Consider the following 15,140-nt stretch of genomic DNA (forward strand, 5'->3'; position numbering starts at 1 on the left):
GCGGTGGTGCGGGGTCCGCGGCGCGTGCGGACCCCGCACCACCGGTCAGCGGTCCACCTCCTGCGAAACCCAGGAGGAGACCGCCGAGTAGTAGTCCCGCGCGTTGGGCGCGAGGTTGATCGAGTGGCCGTAGTCGGGCAGCGCGTAAGCCCGCAGCGGGCCGCCGAAGTACGGCGACTCGGCCGCGTGCAGGGTCTGCGCCGTCGAGCAGTCGGTGGCGAGCGGACCGCACACCGCGCCGTCCCGGGAACCGACCGCGGTCATCACCGGCACGTCGATCAGCAGCGTGTACGGCAGCAGCACGGCCACGCCGAGCCCGTCGGCCGCCTCGGTCGGCGAGACCACGTCCTTCGTGGCCTCCTCCAGCTCCGCCACGTCCGGCACGAGCGGGCCCGGCGCGTGGAAGCTCGCGTACCGGGTGCCGGGAGCGGTGGTCAGGTAGCCCGGCGGGTACAGCAGGCCGAACTTCGGGTCCAGGTTGGCCGGGCGGAAGTTCGCGAACGCCGCGGCCACGCCGACCGGGTTCACCCGGTGCGTCATGCCGGTCAGCAGCACGCCGTCCACGTCCCGGTAGGTGGCCGCCTCGACCGCGCTGATCGCCGCGCCGAGCGAGTGGCCGCCGATGACGACCCGGCTGAACCGCGGCCCGTACTCCCCCGACCGCAACCCCCGCACCACCTGGTGCAGGGCGTCGGCCTGGACGAACGCGGTCAGCGCCACGGCGAGCGGCTTCGAGCTGCGACCGGTGCCGAGCCGGTCGACGGCGAAGGTGGCGATCCCGGCGGCGTTCTGCGCGGCGCGGAACGAGTGCCTGCCGTCGGGGAAGTCCCAGTAGGAGCTGTTGTAGGTCGAGCCGGGGACGAGCAGCTGGACGGTGGTGGCGCCGGGCGCCGGGACGCACAGCGTGCCGTGCACGACCTCGGTGTGGCCGAGGACGGTCACCGGCGCGTCGACGTCACGGCGCGGGGCGGCGGCCGAGGCGGGCGCGGGCGTCAGCGACGCCAGCAGCAGCGCCACCACCCCGGCGGCGAGTGGGTTGCGCAAGAAGGACGACCTCCATCGTCAGGCGGTGCACCGGCGGGAGCGGGCGGTCATCGGCAGCCGGTTCGGGTAGAGCAGGCCGATCACCTTCGGTCGGACGGTGACGCCCGGCACCGGCACGAGCCGCCAGCGGGCGGCCAGGGTGGCCGCCACGATCGCGATCTCGATGTGCGCGAACGCGTGCCCGGGGCAGTGGTGCAGGCCGCCGGCGAACGGCACGTACGCGCCCGTGGGCAGGGCGGCGGCGCGGTCGGGCAGCCAGCGGTCGGGGTCGAAGCGGGCCGGGTCGTCGTAGTAGCGCGGGTCGTGGTGCAGCGCGTGCGGGCTGAACCCGACCTCCGTGCCCGCCGGCACCCGCACGTCGCCCAGCGACACCGACGTGTTGGTGCGCCGCAGCACCAGCCACAGCGGGTAGCGGCGCAGCACCTCGCTGATCACGCGGTGCAGGTACGGCAGTCGGCGCAGGTCCTCGACGGTGGCGGCACGGCCGTCGAGCACGTCGTCCACCTCGGCGTGCACCCGCCGTTCCACCTCCGGGTTGCGGGCCAGCTCGTGGAACAGCCAGGACAGCGCGATGCCGGTCGTCTCGGTGCCCGCGGTGAGCAGGGTGACGACCTCGTCGCGCACCTGCTGCCGGTCCATGGCCGCGCCGGTGTCCTGGTCGCGCGCGTTCAGCAGCACCGACAGCAGGTCGTCCCGGTCGCCGCGGGAGGAGTCGACCACGTCGTCCACGACCCGGTGCACGTGCGCGACCGCCCGGTCGAAGCGGCGGTTCGCCGGGATCGGCAGCTTCTCCAGCGCGGCGGGCGACAGCGCGCGGACCACGCCGAGCCGGATCAACGTCGGCGTGTGCGCCCGGATCTCCGCGCTCACCGCCGGCCCGAAGTCGGCGGAGAACAGCGTGCGGCCGACCACGGTGATCGCCAGGTCCTGCATCACCCGGTCCAGGCGCAGGGTTTGTCCATCCCGCCAGGAATTCGCCAAGTCCGCGGACAGCGCGGTCATCGTCTCCGAATAGCGGGTGAGCGGACGGCGGTGGAACGCGGGTTGGATCATCCGGCGCTGCCGGCGGTAGAAATCGCCGTTGGTGCTGACCAGCCCGTTCCCGAACGCGCGGCGCAGTTTGTCGACGAAGATGCCCTTGTCGAACTTGTCCGTCTCGCCGGTGAGCACTTGGTGCGCCAATTCGGCGGTGGTGACGAAGTGCAGCGGCAGCGAACCCAGGCGCAGGAGCACGACCGGGCCGTGTTCCCGCAGGTCAGCGGTAAAGGCCAGCCGGTGGCGCAACAAGGCCGCGGTGTGGCCGAGCAGCGGTAATCGCCCGGGAACCGTGGGCGGCTCGACTTTCCCGGTGTGCCCGGCTTTCGAACGGCGAGTCATCGGCGTGCACTCTATGCGCCATTCGGAGCCGGATGGGATCGCGCATTGGAGTTAAGTTGTCCGATCCGCTGGTGCCGGCGCCGCCCAGGCGGTTGGATGTCCTGGTCCGCCCGTCCCCGAACCCGAATCCGCGAAAAGACCCGGAGCGCCCCCGATGAGCGACTTGGACTGGGTGCCCGAAGGCATCGACACCACCGTGCCGAGCGTGGCCCGGACCTACGACTACCTGCTCGGCGGCGCGCACAACCTCGCTGTCGACCGGGCCATGGGCGAGGCGATGCTCCAGGTCCTGCCCGGCGCGCGCGACCTGGTCCGGCTGAACCGGTCGTTCCTCCGCCGAGCGGTCACCCACCTGGCCGAGCGCGGGGTGCGGCAGTTCCTCGACATCGGCTCGGGCATCCCGACCGCGGGTGCCGTGCACGAGATCGCGCAGGAGGTGGCGCCGGGCTGCCGGGTGGTCTACGTCGACAAGGACCCGGTGGCCACCGCGCACGGCCGCCTGCTGCTGGCCGACGACCCGGACTGCACGGCGGTGCAGGCGGACCTGCGCGAGCCGGACGACGTGCTGAGCCGACCCGAGGTGAGCCGGCTGCTGGACTTCGACGAGCCGGTCGGGTTGCTGCTGCTGCTGGTCGTGCACTTCGTCCGGCCGGAGGGGGAGCCGGGCAGGTTGCTGGCCCGCTACCGCGACCGGCTGGCGCCGGGCAGCTTCGTGGTGATCTCGCACGCCACCGCCGACGACCGCGCCGACACCATGCGCCGCGCCGCGGACACCGTGCGGGAGAGCAGGTCGAAGGACAACCTCGTGTACCGCACGCGCGCGGAGGTGACCGAGCTGTTCGACGGCTACGAGCTGGTGCCGCCGGGCGTGGTGGGGCACGCGCTGTGGCATCCCGGCGGCGCGGGCGACATCGCCGACCAGGCGGAGGACAACACCCAGGTGTGGGCCGGCGTGGGCCGGAAGCCGGGTCGCGAGCCGGTGACCGGAGGCCGTTGATGACCGCTGCGCTCCCCCAGGACGCGGACGGGGTGCGGGCCCGCACCAAGCTCGCCAAGAAGTGGGCCTACCTGCTCAGCTCCCGCACGTTCGTGCCGCTGGCCGGCACCGAGCTGGAACGGCAGCTGCTCGGCCTGGTCGAGCGGCTGTGCGCCGGGGTGGCGACCGAGGCGCTGGCGCAGCGCGCGGGCCGCGAGGTCGGTGAAGCGCTGGTCGGCCTGAACTGCACCACGGCCGAGGCGTTGCAGGTGTCGTTGGAGGTCGTGGGCAAGGGCCTGTTGGGCATGCCCGCCCTCGTGCCGCCGGACAAGCTGCGCGAACGCGTGGTCGACGTGGTCGCCTCGCTCGCCGCCGGGTTCGCCGACCGGGCCCGCGCGTCCGTGCTGGCGCAGCAGGAGCAGCTGGGCCGCTCGCTGTACAAGGCCATGCGCGAGGCGCAGGTGGAGCTCCAGTACAGCGAGGCCAGGTTCGAGCTGCTGGAGCACCACCTGTCGACCGGCATCGCGACGGCCGACGAGCACGGCGGGCTGGTGCGGTCGAACGCCGCGCTGGCCCGGATCGTGGACCGCACGCCCGAGGACCTGGCCGGGTCGTCGTTGTTCGACCTGGCGCACCCCGACGAGAGGGTGGCGTTGCGGGCGGACTTCGCGCGGCTGGTCGACGGAGGCACGGGGTCGACCACGCAGCCGCGCCAACTGCTGCGCGCCGACGGCGAACCGGCCTGGGTGGTGCTCACCCTGTCGCCGCTGCGCCGGCTCGAAGGTCGACCCCAGGTGATCGTGCTCGCCGAGGACGCGACCGACGTCAACCTGCTGCAGGGCCAGCTCAACCACCAGGCGCTGCACGACGTGCTCACGCGGCTGCCCAACCGCCAGTACTTCACCAGCCGGCTGGAGCAGGCGCTGCGCACGGCCGAGCCCGGTGCCGGCGTCAGCGTGTTCCACCTCGACCTCGACGGGTTCTCCCGCATCACCGGCGGCCTGGGCCGCGCGGCAGGCGACCACGTGCTCAAGGTCGTGGCCGGCCGGCTGGAGGCGGTGATGGCCGAGGAGAACGCGATGGTGGCCCGGTTCGGGCACGACGAGTTCGCGATCCTGGTCGAGAACTCCCCGGCCACGCCCGACGTAATCACCCTGGTCCGGCGGATCAACGACCTGCTGGCCGCGCCGTTCCACGCCGACGGCGAGCGGGTGGCGGTGTCGGCGACGATCGGCGTGGTGCACCGGCCGCCGCGCGACGCGACGCCGTCGGACCTGCTCGACTCGGCCGACCTGACGCTGCGGCGGGCCAGGGGCAACGGGCGCAGGCAGTGGGAGCTGTCGGACCGGGCGCAGGACGGCCGCGACCGGCGCGCGTTCAGCCTGGCCGCGACCATGCCGGGCGCGTGGGAGAACGGCGAGATCCGGGTGCTGTACCGGCCGGTGGTGCGGCTCGCGGACGGTCGGGCGGAGTCGGCCGAGGCGGTGCTGCGGTGGGACCACCCGACGTTGGGCGCGCTGCCGCACGAGCAGTGCCTGGCACTGGCCGAGGACACCGGGCTGGTCGTGCCGCTGGGCGCGTGGGCGCTGCGGGCGGCGTGCGAGCAGGCCCGGTCGTGGCGGGAGGCGGGCCGCGACCTGCCGGTGCGGTGGGCGTTGACGCCGAGCCAGGCGGCGGACCCGGACCTGCACGGCGTGGTGCGCGAGGCGTTGTCCGACAGGGGGCTGCCGACGGCGTCGCTGCGGCTGGGTGTGCCCCGTCAGGCGCTGTTCGGGGAGCGCGGCGACGCGGCCGACAAACTGAAGTACCTGGCCGAGGACCGGGTCGGGATCGAGGTGGAGGACTTCACCGCCGCGCCGGACGACCTGGTGCGGCTGCTCGACGGCGTGCCGGTGCGGGCGGTGCGGGTGACCCAGTCGCCTGCGGCGCGGCCGGGGTCGGCGGTGGCGCGGGCGTTGGCCGGCGTGCTGGGCGTGGTGCGTGACGCCGGCATCGGGTTGACCGCTGCCGGCGTCACGACACGGGAACAAGCCCGGTGGTGGCGGGAGGTGGGTGCGGACACCGCGTCCGGTCCCCTGTTCGCTCCCGCCGGTCCACCGGACGTGATCACCCGATAGCGCAAGTCAAGGCAGGCGCTGTCGGGGAGCCACTGGCGAGGTAGCCGAAGGTGGTGCTCTCCCCCGGCTTGACGGCCGCGTTCCACGGGACGTTCTTCGCCGTCGCGGTCGTGCCGTCGGTGGTGATGGTCGCGCCCCAGGCGTGCCGGACCTGACCGTCCGCGAACGGCCACGTCACCTGCCAGCCCGCGGACGGCGAGTTCTCCCGGTGCCGCAGGGTGATCTCGACGTGGTAGCCGGTGCCCCACTGCGCCACCACGCGCATGGTCGCGGTGCAGTCACCCGGGGTCTTCTTGAAGTCGGGCAACTCGTCGAGCGTGACGACGTCGGCGTGGTCGTAGACGCGCTGCACGAAGTCGCGCGGGTTGACCACGCCGTCCTGGATGAACGAGCCGGACCAGGTGACGAACCAGGACCAGCGGGCCTCGTAGGCGCGGACCAGGTCCGGGTCCGGGATGGAGCCGACCTCGCCCAGCGCGACCAGCTTCCTGTCACCGCCCAGGGCCACCAGGCGCTCGTAGGGCCCGATGACCGGGCCGTGGTCGCCCTGCGGCGGGTAGGAGTCCATGCCGACCACGTCGACCACGTCGTCACCGGGGTACCAGTCGGGTGAGACGGAGTTCCAGACCCAGATCAGGTTGTGCAGGCCGTGGTGGCCGACCAGGCGGTCGTGCAGGAGCCGGTAGAGCCGCTTGGCGGGTTCGGGGCCCTTCGCGCCCCACCAGAACCAGCCGCCCTCGGCTTCGTGCAGCGGTCGCCACAGCACCGGGACGTTGGCGTCGGCCAGGCGCTCGAGCTGCACCGCGATGGCGTCCATGTCGCGGATGAGCAGCCGGTAGTCGGTCGAGGTCGGGTCGGCGAGCGCGGCGGCGAGGTCGAAGGTCGTCGCGTCGGTGTAGAAGCCGCGCCACCACTCCTTGCCCGGCTGGTCGATCAGGCCGGACGGCGCGTTCCAGTGCCAGGCCAGGGTGACGATGCCGCCGCGCCGGTCGTAGGCCAGGGCGTGGTCGACGTCGCGGCCCGCGGTGCCGCGCTCGACCCGGCTGGGCGAGTAGTCCATCAGGTCGTAGCCGCCGATGGCCGGGGCCTTGCCGGTGTTCTGCTCGACCCAGTCGATGCTCGCCTGGTCCTGCTGGCCGGACAGGGTGGTGGTGCCGTAGTTGTCGGCCAGGTAGCGCATCAGGCCCTTGGCCTCGGCGGTGGCGGCCGGGTCGGTGAGCGCGCCGGTGACCTGGTGGGGGCCGCGCGGCGCGCTGGGGGTCACCTTGATCGCGTCGATCAGGTACCAGCCCCAGTTGTTGGTGACGGTGATCGTGTTGTCGCCGGGGACCAGCAGGACCTTGCCCGCCGGGATGGAGGTGAAGGTGGGGTGCTCGGGGAACTGGACGTCGCCCAGGCCCGTGCCGTTGAGCGAGAGGGAGGCCGTCTTCGGGCCGTACGGGGTGGCGTACAGGATGGTGAGGTCGTGCAGGCCGCCAGGGCTGTCCGGGATGGTGATGGTGACGCTGTCCGTGCCGGTGTCGAAGCCCGCCACGTAGCCGCGGCCGGAGAAGCCCGCGACGCTCGACTCGACCGCGGTGCCGTTGAGCACGCCGTCCTCGGCTTCGTGGACGCCCGGCGCGGGAGGCGCGCTGGGGGTCACCTCGATCGCGTCGATCAGGTACCAGCCCCAGGCGGTGGTGAAGGTGAGCGTGTTGTCGCCCTCGGCCAGCACCAGCTTCGCGCCGGTGGCCTCGGTGAAGGTGGCGCTCTCGGCCAGCGCGACCTCGCCGACGGAGGTGCCGTTGAGGGTGACGGCGGTGTGCTTGGGGCCGTAGGGGGCGGCGTAGCGGACGGTGAGGTCGTGCAGGCCGCCGGGGCTGTCGGGGATCGTGATGGTCAAGCTGTCGGTGGGCTCGTCGAACCCGGTCACGTAGCCGGTGCCGGAGAAGCCCTCGACGGACGTCTCGACGGCGGTGCCGGTGAGGGTGCCGGTTTCGGCCTCGATCCGGTCGGCTGCGGTGGTGGATGTGGCGGTGGGGTGAGCGGCGGCGGTGGGCGGTGGGGCGAGGGCCAGGGTCAGCAGCGGGACGAGCAGCAACAACCTCACGTCGAGTGGTCCCTTCACCGTCGTTGGTCTGGGCGCTAGCCTCGTCCCACGTTTCTGGGAGCGCTCCCAGGAGCATAGGCCGCACGACACGATCAACAAAGGAGTTGTTCGTCGATGCATCCACGAGTTCCCCGATTGGCCGCGCTGGGACTGGCCGTCGCCGGGGTGGTGGCCGGGCCGGCGGTCGCCGTCAGCCCGCCGCAAGCCTCCGCCGCGACCACCATCTGCGAGAAGTACGGCTCCACGAAGATCCAGGGCGGTCGGTACGTCGTCCAGAACAACGAGTGGGGCGCGAGCGACGGTCAGTGCATCAGCGTCTCCGACACCGGCTTCACCATCACCGCGGGCAGCCACAACGTGCCGACGAACGGCGCGCCGGCCGGCTACCCGTCGATCTACGCGGGCTGCCACTACGGCAACTGCTCGTCCGGCAGCGGGCTGCCGCTGCAGGTCAGCCGGATGGGCACGGTGTCGAGCAACGTCAGCTACACGACGGCGAACGGGTACTGGAACGCGTCGTACGACCTGTGGTACGACCCGAACCCGAACCAGGCCGGGCAGAACGCGGCGGAGCTGATGATCTGGGGCAGCCATTAGGGGCCGCCGCAGCCGATCGGCAGCAAGGTCGGGACGGCGTCGCTGGCGGGCGCCACGTGGGACGTGTGGATCGGCAACGTCGGGTGGAACGTCATCTCGTACGTGCGCCAGCAGACGACGAACTCGTTGAACCTCAACCTGGCCGAGTTCACCAACGACGCGGTGCGGCGTGGTCAGGTGCAGAGCTCCTGGTACATGACGAGCGCGCAGTTCGGGTTCGAGCCGTGGCAGGGCGGGCCCGGGTTGGCGGTGAACTCGTTCGGGTTCAGCGCGTCGGGTGGCACGAACACGTCGACGACCACGACCGGAACGACGACCACGACGACGTCGCAGAACAACGGACCGGGGGCGTGCAGGGCGACGCACCGGGTCACGAACTCGTGGAACAGCGGGTTCACGGCGGAGGCGACGATCACGAACACCGGGTCGGGGCAGGTGTCGAACTGGCGTGCCACCTGGACCGCGCCGTCCGGGGTGACGGTGACCAGCGGGTGGAACGCGACGGTGAGCCAGAGCGGGTCGACCGTCACGGCGGTCGCGCCGACTTGGGCGCCGAACCTCGCGCCCGGGCAGAGCGTGACGGTCGGGTATCAGGCGAGTGGTTCGTCGTCGGCCGCACCCGGTGGGTTCACGCTGAACGGTGTGGCGTGCGGCTGAGGCCGGTGAGCGCGGTGGCGGCGGCCCACAGCTCCTCCTCGCGCTGCTCGTCGTAGGACTCCGGAGAGGACGGGATCACCTCGCCCCGGCTGATGTAGGAACCGCTGTCGCCGGGGCGGGGGCCCGTCATCGTCTCCGCCAGCAGTCGACCCGCCTTGGCGGCGGTGGTCGCGACCGGGAGGGAGACGAGCGCTCTGCCGATGGCGCGGAACGCGGTCCGACCGAACCGGCCGGCGTCGCGCGACAGTTCCGTGTCGGGCACCAGGCCCGGGTTGTAGGAGTAGACGTCCACGCCGTCGGGCAGGCGGCGTTGGAGGGCGTGGACGAGGTAGATCACGCCGAGCTTGCTGGTGGCGTACGCGCGCCGGCCCGCTTTCGGGGTGCCCTCCCCCGGCTTGGCCAGCTCGCGCGGGTCGTCCCAGCGCGGTGGCGGGATCAGGCCCATGCTGTTGTGCGCGCTGTCGTGCACGTCGCTGCCGACGACGATGATCCGCGCCGGGTTCGTGAAGCGGGGTCGGAGCAGGTTCAGCAGCAGGTGGTAGGCCAGCACGTTCACGCCGAACGTCATCTCGACGCCGTCGGCGGTCAGCTTGCGGGTGGTCGCCATCTGGAGGCCCGCGTTGCCCAGGAAGCCGTCCAGCGGCCGGTCCACCTCGGCGGCGGCGCGGCGGATGTCGTCGAACGAGGCCAGGTCGCAGATCACCTCGGAGACGTTGCGGTTGCCGGTGCTCGCGGCCAGTTCGGCGGCGAGGCCCGGACGGCGGTTGAAGACCAGCAGGTGGCGGTCGGGGTGGTGGCGCAGCAGGTGTTCGGCGGCGTGGCGGCCGAGACCTCGGCTCGCGCCTGTCATCAAGGTCGTGCGGGTCGTGCTCACGGGCGCCTCCGGGTGGTATTGAGTTCGAAGTGGTACTCAGTACCGTATAGGACTTCGTGCCGGGGCGCTATGCTCAGGGCATGTCGGAACGGGTGCCGCTGCGGGAGCGCAAGCAGCAGCGAGCGCGGGAGCAAATCGTGGAGGCGGCGTTCGAGCTGTTCGCCGAGCGCGGGTTCGCGGCGGTGACGGTCACCGACATCGCCGAACGGGCCGAGGTGGGGCGGACGACGTTCTTCCGGTACTTCGGCGACAAGCAGGAAGTCGTCTTCTCCGATGAGCAGGCGATCGTGGAGGGGTTGACGGAGCGGCACCGGGCGCTGCCGCCGGTGACCGACCTCGCGGGTGCGGTGGCGCAGTTGCGCGAGGTCGCGGTGGGGTTGTGCCGGGAGCTGACGGCGGACGGTGAGCACTACCGGGCGCACGAGCGGTTGCTGCGGGAGAACCCGGAGTTGCGGGACCGGGCGGGGCGGAAGTTCGCCCGGCTCGGGGAGGTGCTGCGGGCGACGCTGGTGGAGCGGGGGGCGTCGGCGGAGGTCGCGGTGTTGGCGCCGCAGATCGCGTTGGCTTGTTACGCGGCGGGGAACGCGTTGGCAGATGGGGATCCGGCGGAGTTGGCCGGGGCGGTGGATGCCGCGTTTGAGCGGTTGGGCGAGTTGGGCGGGTCGGGGGTGGGGTGACCGGGGCGGTTTGGGGGGTTTGTGTCGGGGTGATGGGTTAGGTTTCCCCTGCCATGAGACTCATCGGACGTGATCACGCAGTGGGGGTGCTGCGCGCGGAGGTTGAGCGTGCGGTGGCGAGTCATGGTGGGTTGGTGTTGGTGGCCGGTGAGGCGGGGATCGGCAAGACGACGTTGGTGACGGCGGCGGCGGAGCAGGCGCGGCGGTTGGGGGCGTTGGTGCTCGGGGGATCGTGTTGGGACTCCGACAGCGCGCCGGGGTACTGGCCGTGGGTGCAGGTGATCCGGGGGTTGCGGCGGGCGGTGGCGGTCGAGGAGTGGGGTGAGGTCGGGTCCGGGCCGTTGGCGGTGTTGTTGGGTGAGGCGCGGTCGGAGCACACGCCGGAGAGCTTTCCGCTGTACGACGCGGTGACGTCGGCGTTGGTGGCGGTGTCGCACCGGCGGTTGGTGGTGGTCGTGCTGGAGGACTTGCACTGGGCGGATCCGGCGTCGTTGAAGTTGTTGGAGTTCGCGGCGCGGCACACGTGGTTCGAGCGGGTGTTGCTGGTCGGCACGTACCGCGACAGCGAAGTGGACGCGGAGGACCACCCGTTGCGGCCGTTGATGGCGCCGTTGCTCGGGCGGGCGGCGACGGTGGCGTTGGCGGGGTTGGCGCCGGGCGAGGTCGGCGAGCTGATGGCGCGGACGGCGGGGCGTGAGCCGGAGGCGGGGCTCGTGGCGGAGGTGCACCGGCGGACCGGTGGCAATCCGTTCTTCGTGGAGCAGACCGCTCGGCTGTGGCACGGTGGTGGGCCGGTGACGGCGGTCGCGCCGGGGGTGCGGGACGCGTTGCGGCGGCGGTTGTCGTTGCTGCCGGGGCAGGTCGGCGAGCTGTTGACCACGGCGGCCGTGCTGGGGAGGGAGTTCCACCGGAAGGTGTTGGCGGCGACGGCGTCGTTGCCGGTGCCGGTGGTGGACCGGTTGCTGGAGCAGGCGGCGCAGGCGCGGTTGGTGCTGGGGTTGGGCGGGGGCAGGTTCTCGTTCGCGCACGACCTGGTGCGCGAGACGTTGTACGGGGCGTTGTCGGATGTGGACGCGCGGCACGCGGCGGTGGTGGGCGCGTTGGACGGGGAGTTGGCCGAGCACGTGTTGCCGGCGGATCTGGCCCGGCACGCGTACCTGGCCGGTGAGAGGTTGGCGGCTGGTCGCGCGGTGGACCTGATCGTGGCGGCGGCGCGGGACGCCAGTCGGCGGATGGCGGTCGAGGAGGCCGCCGGGCACTACCGGCGGGCGTTGGAGCGGGCGGAGGTCGGGCGCCAGCGGGTGGCGGTGGCGTTGGAGCTGGGCAACGAGCTGTACCACTGCGCGGAGCCCGTGGAGGCGCGGCGGGTGTTCGACGAGGCGGCGGTGCAGGCGCGGGGGTTGGCGGATCCCGAGCCGTTCGCGCGGGTCGCGTTGGCGGTGTACCGGTTCGCGGAGGACGAGGGGCTGGTGCGGGAGGCGTACGGGCTGGTGATCGGGCCGCCGCCGGACGTGCCGGCGGAGGTGTTGGCGCGGGAGATCAGCCTGCGCACGACGGAAGCGGCGCGGGGTGGCGGGGACGACGACGCGCTGGTTTCCGGGTTGTGGGCGATGCACGACACCACGGTGGGCATCGGGAACGCCGACCAGCGGTTGGCGTTGACCGAGGAGCTCATCGCCGTGTCGCGGCGCAGCGGCTCGCACTCGGTCGAGCACTTCGCGACGTCGTTCCGGTGGGTGGCGCTGGTGGAGCTGGGCGATCCGCGGTACATCGACCAGGTGCACGCGTTCGTCGCGCTGTCGGAGCGGCTGGGCATGACCCGGTTCCACTTCTCGGCGGCCATCGACCAGTCGATCATCGCGACGATGCAGGGGCGGTTCGCCGAGGCGGAGGCGTTGCTGGCCAGGGCGACGGAGATGGGCGCGAGCAGCCACGCCGGCTTCCGGATGATGTACCTGCACCTGCGGTGGGCGGTCCTGGTGTTGCAGGGGCGGTTCGCCGAGGTGGACGGGTTGGCGCCCGAGATCCTGGCGAGCAGCCACCCGTCGCCCGGTGTGCTGGCGGGCATCGCGGCGCTGGAACGGGGTGACGTGTCGACCGCGCGGTCGTACGTCGAGGACCGCCACCAGCCGGCGTTCGAGCCGTTGTGGTTGCGGTTCCTGGCGCAGTTCGCGCACGCGGCGGGTGATCGGGAGTTGGCCGTGCGGGTGCGGGAGCGGTTGGCGCCGCACCGGGGGAAGTGGTTGGTGTCGCTGTACGGGTGTGACGTGAGCGGGCCGGTGGACCTGTGGCTCGGGGTGGTGGACCTGGCGCTGGGCCGGTGCGACGAGGCGGCCGAGGAGCTGGCGGCGGCGCAGTGGTCGGCCGAGCGGATGCGGGCGCGGCCGTGGGCGGAGCGGGCCCGGCGGCACCTGGCGGAGGTGCCGTCCGAGGTGCGGGGCGTGGAGTTCCGGCGCGACGGTGACGTGTGGGCGTTGTCGTACGACGGGGTCACGGTGCGGATGCCGGATTCGAAGGGGTTGCGCGACCTGCACGTGCTGGTGAGCAACCCGGGTGAGCCGGTGGCGGCGGTGGCGTTGCTCGCGCCGGAGGCGGTGGCGTCGGCGAGGTTGGGCGGCGACCCGGTGCTGGACGACGAGGCGAAGGCGCGGTACCGGCGCAGGTTGGCGCGGCTGGACGAGGAGATCGACCGGGCGGTCGACGACGAGCGGGCGGCGGTGCTGGACCGGGAGCGCGCCGCCCTGCTGGACGAGCTGCGCGCCGCGGCGGGGTTGGCGGGGCGCACGCGCAGGCTCGGAGACGAGGCCGAACGGGCGCGCAAGGCGGTCACCGCCCGGATCCGGGACGCGTTGCGGAAGCTGGACGGACGCCACCCCGGTCTCGCGGCCCACCTGCGGGAGACCGTGTCGACCGGGGCGACGTGCGTCTACTCAGGTCACTTGCGGTTGTAGAGGCGCATCGTCCACGCGCCGAAGACGGCGGTGAAGAAGATGCCGTAACCGAGGGTCCAGAGCATGGCGTCCTGGTCGAAGTCGCCTGCCATGAGGGCGCGGACCGCGGCGACCAGCTTGCTGATCGGGTTGACGTTGACGAACGCCTGCAACCAGCCCGGCATCGTCTCCGGGTTGACGTAGACGTTGGACAGGAACGTCAGCGGGAACAGGAACAGCATGCTGATGCCCATCACGGACTTCTCGCTGCGCATCAGCAGGCCGAACATCGTCCACACCCAGGAGAACGCGAACGAGAACGCGACCAGCACCGCCACGCCGAGCACGACGCCGACGACCCCGCCGCCGGGCCGGAACCCGAGGACCAGGCCCACGACCATGATCACGGTGGACGCCAGCACGTACCGCAGCAGGTCGCCGAGGATGTAGCCGACCATCGGCGCGGGACGCCAGATCGGCAGCGTCCGGAACCGGTCGAAGACGCCCTTCTCGATGTCGGTGTTCACCGCGACGCCCGTGTACATGGTGATCATCACGACGCTGGTCACCGTGATGCCGGGCAGCAGGTACTGGATGTACTCCCCCGGCGACCCGGCTAGCGCGCCGCCGAACAGGTAGGTGAACATCAGGATCATCATGATCGGGAACGCGGTGACGTCGAACAGCTGCTCCGGCACGTGCTTGATCTTGAGCACGGCCCGCCAGCCGAACGTGAGCGACGCCGACAGCGCGCTGGGCCGGCGTGGCTGCTCGGTCTCCAGCAGCACCGCCGCCAAGTCCTCCGCCGTGGGCGCGGGCAGGAGCTCGACTTCCTTGGTGACGGTCACGCCGCCGCCTCCTTCTTGTCGGTCAGGGCCAGGAAGACCTCGTCCAGGCTGGGCTGGCCGAGGGAGAACGTGTCGACGGTGATGCCCTCGCGGGCGAGCTGGGCCAACGCCTCGGCGGCCTGCTCGGTGGCGCGGCCGGACAGCCGCGCGGTCAGGGCGACCGGGTCGTGGTCGAGCTGCACGTCCGTCGCCAGGGCGCGGGCCAGGACCTGCTGGGCCTGGGGGCGCTGGTCGGCGTCGCGCAGCCGCAGGTGCACCGCGCCGACGCCGACGGACGCCTTCAGCTCGCCCTTGGTGCCCTCGGCGATGACCTTGCCGTGGTCGATCACCGCGATGCGGGAGGCGAGCTGGTCGGCCTCGTCCAGGTACTGCGTGGTCAGCAGCACGGTGGTGCCGTGCGCGACGACCGCGCGGACGATGTCCCACACCTGGTTGCGGCTGCGCGGGTCCAGGCCGGTGGTCGGCTCGTCCAGGAACAGCAGCTTCGGCGTGTTCAGGATGCTGGCCGCGATGTCCAACCGGCGGCGCATGCCGCCCGAGTAGTGCTTGACCTGCTTGGCGGCGGCGTCGGTGAGGCCGAACGCCTCCAGCAGCTGCGCGGCCCGGGCGCGGGAGTGGGCGCGGGTGTGGCCGAGGAGCCTGGCCAGCAGGATCAGGTTCTCGGTGCCGGTCAGGTCCTCGTCCACGGAGGCGTACTGGCCGGTGAGGCTGACGAGCCGGCGGACCGCGTTCGGGTCGGCGCGCACGTCGTGGCCGAACACCCGCGCTTCGCCGCCGTCGGGCCGCAGGAGGGTGGCGAGCATGCGGACCGTCGTCGTCTTGCCCGCGCCGTTCGGGCCGAGCAGGCCGTACACCGTCCCGGCGGGCACGGTCAGGTCGACGCCGTCCACCGCTCGGGTGTCGCCGAAGACCTTGACCAGGCCCGACGTTTCGATGGCGTTCATGGAAATCCTT

Annotated in this window: 11 protein-coding genes and 1 pseudogene; 6 read left to right on the forward strand and 6 right to left on the reverse strand. The window is 72.3% G+C overall.

Features of this window, described 5'->3' with window-relative positions; translation table 11 throughout:
- Positions 1 to 45: 45 nt before the first annotated feature.
- Both ACIQMJ_RS21755 and ACIQMJ_RS21760 read right to left on the reverse strand, forming a co-directional pair.
- Positions 46 to 1,044, reverse strand: a complete 999-nt coding sequence (locus tag ACIQMJ_RS21755) for an alpha/beta hydrolase (RefSeq protein ID WP_499762818.1) — start codon at positions 1,042 to 1,044, stop codon at positions 46 to 48.
- A gap of 18 nt (positions 1,045 to 1,062) precedes the next feature.
- Positions 1,063 to 2,421 carry a cytochrome P450 gene (locus tag ACIQMJ_RS21760; RefSeq protein ID WP_499762819.1) on the reverse strand — a complete coding sequence of 453 codons (1,359 nt, stop codon included), beginning with the start codon at positions 2,419 to 2,421 and terminating at the stop codon, positions 1,063 to 1,065.
- A gap of 154 nt (positions 2,422 to 2,575) precedes the next feature.
- On the opposite strand from ACIQMJ_RS21760, the gene ACIQMJ_RS21765 reads away from it, so the two are divergent.
- Entirely contained in the window at positions 2,576 to 3,418 is an 843-nt protein-coding gene (locus ACIQMJ_RS21765) for an SAM-dependent methyltransferase (protein WP_499762820.1), read from the forward strand.
- Positions 3,418 to 5,514, forward strand: coding sequence for a putative bifunctional diguanylate cyclase/phosphodiesterase (locus ACIQMJ_RS21770; protein ID WP_499762821.1), 2,097 nt, complete (start codon positions 3,418 to 3,420; stop codon positions 5,512 to 5,514). The genes ACIQMJ_RS21765 and ACIQMJ_RS21770 overlap by 1 nt, the downstream gene beginning before the upstream one ends.
- Here the strand turns inward: ACIQMJ_RS21770 and ACIQMJ_RS21775 are convergent.
- Positions 5,504 to 7,603 carry a glycosyl hydrolase gene (locus ACIQMJ_RS21775; RefSeq protein WP_499762822.1) on the reverse strand — a complete coding sequence of 700 codons (2,100 nt, stop codon included), beginning with the start codon at positions 7,601 to 7,603 and terminating at the stop codon, positions 5,504 to 5,506. The two genes, ACIQMJ_RS21770 and ACIQMJ_RS21775, sit on opposite strands and share 11 nt — an antisense overlap.
- Before the next feature lie 114 nt (positions 7,604 to 7,717).
- Between ACIQMJ_RS21775 and ACIQMJ_RS21780 the strand changes: the two are divergent.
- Positions 7,718 to 8,407: pseudogene (locus ACIQMJ_RS21780) on the forward strand (GH12 family glycosyl hydrolase domain-containing protein); the annotation flags it as partial.
- Positions 8,396 to 8,857 (forward strand): cellulose binding domain-containing protein, encoded by a 462-nt coding sequence (locus ACIQMJ_RS21785; RefSeq protein ID WP_499763070.1) that lies wholly within the window; start codon positions 8,396 to 8,398, stop codon positions 8,855 to 8,857. The pseudogene ACIQMJ_RS21780 and the gene ACIQMJ_RS21785, both read left to right, overlap by 12 nt.
- Here ACIQMJ_RS21785 and ACIQMJ_RS21790 read toward each other — a convergent pair.
- On the reverse strand, positions 8,829 to 9,731 hold the full coding sequence (locus tag ACIQMJ_RS21790; protein WP_499762823.1) for an SDR family NAD(P)-dependent oxidoreductase: 903 nt from the start codon (positions 9,729 to 9,731) through the stop codon (positions 8,829 to 8,831). The two genes, ACIQMJ_RS21785 and ACIQMJ_RS21790, sit on opposite strands and share 29 nt — an antisense overlap.
- 80 nt (positions 9,732 to 9,811) lie before the next feature.
- Between ACIQMJ_RS21790 and ACIQMJ_RS21795 the strand changes: the two genes are divergently transcribed.
- Together ACIQMJ_RS21795 and ACIQMJ_RS21800 are read left to right on the forward strand one after the other, a co-directional pair.
- Positions 9,812 to 10,408: a TetR/AcrR family transcriptional regulator gene (locus ACIQMJ_RS21795; protein WP_499762824.1), complete on the forward strand. Its 597-nt coding sequence runs from the start codon at positions 9,812 to 9,814 to the stop codon at positions 10,406 to 10,408.
- A 53-nt stretch (positions 10,409 to 10,461) separates the two neighbouring features.
- Positions 10,462 to 13,359 (forward strand): ATP-binding protein, encoded by a 2,898-nt coding sequence (locus ACIQMJ_RS21800; protein ID WP_499762825.1) that lies wholly within the window; start codon positions 10,462 to 10,464, stop codon positions 13,357 to 13,359.
- Here ACIQMJ_RS21800 and ACIQMJ_RS21805 read toward each other — a convergent pair.
- Together ACIQMJ_RS21805 and ACIQMJ_RS21810 are read right to left on the reverse strand one after the other, a co-directional pair.
- Positions 13,344 to 14,186 carry an ABC transporter permease gene (locus ACIQMJ_RS21805; protein WP_499762826.1) on the reverse strand — a complete coding sequence of 281 codons (843 nt, stop codon included), beginning with the start codon at positions 14,184 to 14,186 and terminating at the stop codon, positions 13,344 to 13,346. The genes ACIQMJ_RS21800 and ACIQMJ_RS21805 overlap by 16 nt on opposite strands.
- A complete protein-coding gene (locus tag ACIQMJ_RS21810; protein WP_499763071.1) occupies positions 14,183 to 15,136 on the reverse strand; it encodes an ATP-binding cassette domain-containing protein in 954 nt (317 codons plus the stop codon). Before ACIQMJ_RS21810 ends, ACIQMJ_RS21805 begins: the two co-directional genes overlap by 4 nt.
- Positions 15,137 to 15,140 lie beyond the last annotated feature (4 nt).

The sequence above is a fragment of the Actinosynnema sp. NPDC091369 genome (genome assembly GCF_044757065.1).
Taxonomy (GTDB): Bacteria; Actinomycetota; Actinomycetes; order Mycobacteriales; family Pseudonocardiaceae; genus Actinosynnema.

Bases quoted from the DNA above. Each gene is read 5' to 3' on its own strand.
- ACIQMJ_RS21760 (WP_499762819.1), bottom strand. From the start codon at position 2,421: ATGACTCGCCGTTCGAAAGCCGGGCACACCGGGAAAGTCGAGCCGCCC.
- ACIQMJ_RS21765 (WP_499762820.1), top strand. From the start codon at position 2,576: ATGAGCGACTTGGACTGGGTGCCCGAAGGCATCGACACCACCGTGCCG.
- ACIQMJ_RS21770 (WP_499762821.1), top strand. From the start codon at position 3,418: ATGACCGCTGCGCTCCCCCAGGACGCGGACGGGGTGCGGGCCCGCACC.
- ACIQMJ_RS21785 (WP_499763070.1), top strand. From the start codon at position 8,396: ATGACGAGCGCGCAGTTCGGGTTCGAGCCGTGGCAGGGCGGGCCCGGG.
- ACIQMJ_RS21795 (WP_499762824.1), top strand. From the start codon at position 9,812: ATGTCGGAACGGGTGCCGCTGCGGGAGCGCAAGCAGCAGCGAGCGCGG.
- ACIQMJ_RS21800 (WP_499762825.1), top strand. From the start codon at position 10,462: ATGAGACTCATCGGACGTGATCACGCAGTGGGGGTGCTGCGCGCGGAG.